Source organism: Frankia sp. AgPm24, assembly GCF_023243055.1.
Taxonomy (GTDB): Bacteria; Actinomycetota; Actinomycetes; order Frankiales; family Frankiaceae; genus Frankia; species Frankia umida.
In genome coordinates this window covers 1-5,365 of record NZ_JALKFW010000037.1, presented here as the reverse complement: position 1 = coordinate 5,365, position 5,365 = coordinate 1, and the positions used below count along the sequence as shown (strand labels likewise).

The following is a 5,365-nucleotide window of genomic DNA, read 5'->3' as shown; positions in this document are numbered from 1 at the left end:
GGAGTCCCCGCTGACCAGCGAAAGATCGGCCTGCCCGCGACGGGCAGCCTGCGCGATCATGCCTTCCAGCAGAGCCTCGAACACCCCGCCGTCCCGCCACTGGCGGAACCGGTTGTGCACCGTCGACCAGGCACCGAACTCCACCGGCATCTCCCGCCACTGCCCACCCGTACGGAACCGCCAGATCACTCCGGAGAACTGCTCCCGCCACCGCTGCGGATACGGACCGTACTCGCCGACCGGCAGGTACGGCCGGACGAACTCCCACTCCGCATCGGTCACCTGCACACGCGTCACACACAACGATCCACCAGACCATGATCCGCGGTGAGGGCAGAACCGAAAAAGATCACAACCCGACACACGGCCTGGGCGCGACCTCTGCCGGGCCAGGAGGCCTGCCGGGCGGTCGGAAGCTCGACGAGAAGCGGCCTAGCCTGCGCTGGAGATGCGGGACGCAGCGCCTGTGGGGACGTGATCGCTGGCCAGCATGGCGCTGCGCATCGCGGCGAGGAACCGGGCGGCGATAGTCCGGTTGGTGAACACGTCCCGATAGGGCAGGGGAAGGTTCGCCTCGCCGGTGTAGGCGGTGCGCACCGTACGGGTGAGCAGTGTCGCGTCGGCGACGTACTGCACCTCGGCGGGGGTGCCCACCGATTGCTCGGCTCGCGGCTCTGTACCTGCCGCCGAGCCCCGCGGGTGCTGGACGTCCAGGGGGTGCCTGGCACGGGAGTAGGAGTAGGTGAGGGTGACGTGGATGTGGCCGTCCGCCGGGTCGGTGCCGGCGGCCGGCTCGCAGGTGATCTGCCAGGTCGAGCCCGGGTCGTCGCGGGTGACGGTCCACCGGACCTCGGCGGTGATGTCCGGGCCGAGGCGCAGCACATCGACGAAGCTCGCCCCCAGGGTCACCGGGCGGTCGGTCCGATCACCCTGGATGCGTTCGGTGACCGGGGACGCGGCAGCCCAGTTGTCCGGGGTGGTCATGAAGGTGTGCACCTGCGAGACGGGTAGGGGGATGGCGATGCTGACCTCGAGAACCGTCTCCAGCATCGGGAACCTCGCTTCCACGGCCGGTCAGCCGCGCGTGACGAGGACGACGTGCCAGGTCCACGTCCCGATCGCACGGCCGTCGGCGGCGACAGTGAAACAGCAACGACGAAAATGTCGGGCAGACGATTCCATACTGGTGTGACGATGGGTGTGTGATATCCCTGTCCCGCCACTCCCAATGGAGCCATGTCGTTTTTCAATGGTCTCCCGCCGGATGGCCGGTGGTGTTATTTTTCCGGTATGGACCACGCCTTGCATCATCTTCTCGAGCCGAGCGTGGAACATGACGTCGACCTGATGGTCACTGCCGGGTCATGGCCGGAGGGTATTTCCGGCCATGTGCTGCTCATCGGACCCGCGCAGCCGACGGCGATCGATTTCATGTTTGCCGGCCCTGGCGTTCTGACCCATATCGACCTGGCGGGTCGACACTGGCGCACCCGTCGGGTGGTCACTCCCGACCTGGCCATTCTGTCAGGGCTCGCCGGGACGTTGTCGCCGACGGAGCTGTCGTCGCTGACGGCCGTGTCCCGCCCGGCGCTGACGAACGTCGCGCCGCACTCCTTCGGAGATCGGCTGTTGCTCACGGGGCTGAGCCAGCGGCCGGTCGAGGTCGACCCGGCGACGTTCGCGTTCACCTCCTTTCTCGGCGGCGTCGAAGAATATCCGCAGGTTGTCGAGCATCCGCTGTGGCCGGGGGTGCGGACCGCCGCCCACCCCGTCGAGGATCTCGACGAGGGCTGCCTGTGGTGGTGCAACACCCATCTGCAGCCCCGGGGCACTTCCCGCACCGATGTGGAGGGGCCGCTGTGGGTGGTCCGCTGGGACGGCCACGGCGATCTGGACACCTGGTACGTGCCCGGCGCGCATCTGGTGCAGGGCGTGCACGAGGTGACGGTCACCGAGGACTACGTCATCTTCACCGAGATCGGTTTCCAGCCCGAGCCGGGCAGCATCGCCGGACGCAACCGCACCAGACCCCACCTGCCGTTCACCGACATCTATCTGGTCGCCAAACGTGATCTCACCCGGGAGAACCGGGGTCGCGCCGTTCCCGTCACCCATGCGCGGGTGCCGCGGGAGTCGTTTCACCATTTCGCCGACTACCGGCAGGACGGCAGCGATGTCACGCTCCACCTGGCGCATTCCAACGGGTGGGATCTGAACTACTCGCTGCGCGACACCGACCGTGTCTGGCGAGCTGGTGAGCCGATCGCGAAGGGGCTGCACGGATTCGTGTCCGCACCGGTGGACGCGTCGCCGGTGGGCCGCTACGTCCTCGACGGGCGGACCGGGGAGGTCCGCGACAGCCGGCTGTTTCTCGACCCCGACCGGCACTGGGCGACCCTGCTCTACGGTCGGGACCTGCGCGCCCCGGCGCTCGAACACGGCCGATACCTGTGGCAGGCCTACTGGGGCTGCGACCCGGGCATGCTCGTCAGCCGGGTCGTCGACCTCTATCGTGATCATCCGTATCGAAGCGTGCCGATCGAGCGGCTGCCCATCCAGGAGATACCGTCGTCTCTGGTCTGCCTCGATCTGGAAACAATGACACCGACCTGTTCCTGGTCTTTTCCCTCGGGCACCGCGGGAGAGTCGCCGGTGTACGTTCCCGACACCGTCGGTGGCGGGCCCGGCTGGGTGGCGATCGTCGTTCACCACACCGACCGGACCGAACTGCAGCTTTTCGACGCGCTGTCCCTGGGGTCCGGCCCGGTGGTCGTCGCCTCGGCACCGGGGCTCAAACTTTCCGTCCAGTTCCACTCGCTCTACCTGCCACAGCTGCGCCCGGCAGGCTCGGCGGGCGCAACGTACCGGCGGCCGTACTCCGATGACATCGGAAACGCCTGGCGGGAAATGCCGACGCCGGTGCGCGACGTCGTCGGCGCGGTTCTCGACCGGTTTTCCTGAGAGGATGCCGAACGCCTCGCCGGAACGCGCCGACCCGCCTGCCCGCACGGATCGACCGACCGACCGACCCATGCCCTGTCCATCATCCGGCAACCGGAGGAACACGCCGTGTACGACGTTATCGTGGTCGGAGCGCGATGCGCCGGGTCGCCGGTGGCGATGCTGCTGGCCCGGCGCGGCTATCGGGTGCTGGTCGTCGACCGCGCGCATTTTCCCAGCGACACGGTGTCAACCCATCTGGTTCACCAGGCCGGGCTCGCCCGGCTGAGGGACTGGGGACTGCTCGACCGCCTGCGGACCACCGGCGTTCCGCCGCTGCGGCACATGTACTTCTCCAACGGTGACCTGGAGGTCGGGGGATTCGCGGACCCGATCGAGGGGATCACCGAGGTCCGCTGCCCGCGGCGCACCGTTCTCGACGCGCTGCTCGTCGACGCGGCACGTGAGGCGGGCGCCGAGGTTCTCGAGCGGTGCGCCGTCGAGGACGTGCTGTTCACCACCGACGGCCGCGCGGGTGGAATCCGGGCCAGGACGGCCGACGGCGTCGAGCGGGAGTTCCAGGCCCGGTTCGTCGTCGGTGCCGACGGGGTGAACTCCACCGTTGCGGAAAAGGTCGGTGCCACCGTCTACCGAACCATGCCGGCAGCCGGGTTCGTCTACTACTCCTACTTCTCTGGTCTCGACTGGGATTATCAGAACCGGACCCGGGACGAACAGCAGTTTGCGACCTGCCGGACCCACGACGATCTGACCATGCTCGTCGTCATGCGCAAGAAGGACGCCTACCGGCAGTTCCGGGCGGACGCCGAGGGCTCGTTCCAGGCCGTGATCGACCATGTGCGGCCCGACCTCGGCGCGGACCTGCGTTCCGGCGGTCGCCGGGAGGAGCCGTTCCGCGCCCTGCAGTACGCGGACAACTTCTATCGTCAGTCGCACGGTCCGGGGTGGGCACTCGTCGGCGATGCCGGCTATCACAAGGACCCGCTGACCGCCAGGGGCATCACGGACGCCTTCGTGTACGCGGAACTGCTCGCCGAACAGCTGCATCGTGGCCTCTCCGGCGCCGCCCCGATCGACGATGCCGTCGCCGACTACGCCCGGCGCCGTGACCGCGACAGCATCGGCGTGTTCACCATGACCGTGGCCCTGTCCGCCCTGACGCTGCCCCCGTTGTTCACCGCCGTGCTGAGCGCCGTCCGCCACAGCCCGCGGTTCCAGCGGCGGTTCTTCACGATGGCGGGTGGCGGATATCCGAGCGAGGAGTTCTTCGACCCGCGAAACCTCGCCGAACTCTACGACGAGGTCGGCACGCCCCCCGCCGAGCGGCTCCTGTCAGCCCCTGCCGGATCCTCCTGACCAGCCGGATTCTCCTGACTGCCGGATTCCACGGAACGGAACGCACAGGTTCGGGTGCCACGATGGGGCCGTGATCGGCGATGCGGCCCGGGGGCGGCGGAAGGCGCGGGTCCGTGGTGGGCTTGGCCCGGCGCTGGTACTGGCACTGGTGCTGCTGGTCGTCCTGGGGCTCGCTGGCGATGGGTATGGCACGGCCGTTCGCGTCGGTATCCCGGCGCACCGGGAGGTGTCGGCGGGGCTGGCCCGTACCCCGCCGATGGGCTGGAACAGCTGGAACCTGCGCGGCGCCGCCGTGAGCGCAGCCGACATCCGGGCGGCGGCCGACGCACTGGTGCGCACCGGCATGCGCGACGCCGGCTACCGCTACGTGACCATCGACGACGGCTGGATGACGTCGGCCCGCGACGGGCACGGTGCTCTCGTCGCGGATCCGGACCGGTTCTCCGGGGGCATCGCCGCGCTCGCCCGCTACGTGCATGACCGCGGCTGAAGCTCGGCATCTACGAGTCACCAGGCGTCACCACCTGCCAGGGCCGGCCGGGCAGCTACGGCCACGAAGCACAGGACGCCGCCACCTTCGCGGCCTGGGGCGTTGGCTACCTCAAGTACGACGCGTGCAGCTACCCGGCCATGCGTCCCGCCGGTACCAGCACGCAGGCGTGGCTCGTCGCCGGCTTCACCCGGATGCGTAACGCCCTCGACGCCACCGGCCGGCCGATCGTCTACAGCATCAACCCGTCGTCGGGTGACCCGGCCGGCGAGCGAGCCTGGCGGTGGGCCCCCTCGGTGGCCAACCTGTGGCAGGTCACCAACGACCATGCGCCCTGCTGGGCGACGGTTCTCCCGATGGACTACTACCCGGGGGTGTGTCTGTCGGACAACCTCGACCGCGTCGCGGCCTGGGCCTCCGCCGGTGGCCCCGGGCACTGGAACGACCTCGACATGCTCGCGGTCGGCCTCGCCCCGAACGCGGTCAATCCGCAGGGCCCGGAAAACGGGCGCGCCGCGACGGAACAGGACGGGCATCCCGGCACGGTAGGTGAGGGTG

Annotated in this window: 4 protein-coding genes and 1 pseudogene; 3 read left to right on the top strand and 2 right to left on the bottom strand. The window is 69.1% G+C overall.

Annotated features, from left to right (window positions below; all coding sequences use genetic code 11):
• Positions 1–297, bottom strand: a 297-nt coding sequence (locus tag MXD61_RS05400; protein ID WP_248811741.1) for a transposase, incomplete at its 3' end; no start/stop codon positions are given.
• Between the two features lie 135 nt (positions 298–432).
• Positions 433–1,050 carry an SRPBCC family protein gene (locus tag MXD61_RS05395; RefSeq protein ID WP_248811740.1) on the bottom strand — a complete coding sequence of 206 codons (618 nt, stop codon included), beginning with the start codon at positions 1,048–1,050 and terminating at the stop codon, positions 433–435.
• Between the two features lie 186 nt (positions 1,051–1,236).
• Between MXD61_RS05395 and MXD61_RS05390 the strand changes: the two genes are divergently transcribed.
• The 3 genes and pseudogenes from MXD61_RS05390 to MXD61_RS05380 form a co-directional block, all read left to right on the top strand.
• A complete protein-coding gene (locus MXD61_RS05390; RefSeq protein ID WP_308222681.1) occupies positions 1,237–2,961 on the top strand; it encodes a carotenoid oxygenase family protein in 1,725 nt (574 codons plus the stop codon).
• A gap of 108 nt (positions 2,962–3,069) precedes the next feature.
• Positions 3,070–4,317 (top strand): NAD(P)/FAD-dependent oxidoreductase, encoded by a 1,248-nt coding sequence (locus MXD61_RS05385; RefSeq protein ID WP_248811738.1) that lies wholly within the window; start codon positions 3,070–3,072, stop codon positions 4,315–4,317.
• 256 nt (positions 4,318–4,573) lie between these two features.
• Positions 4,574–5,365: pseudogene (locus MXD61_RS05380) on the top strand (glycoside hydrolase family 27 protein); the annotation flags it as partial.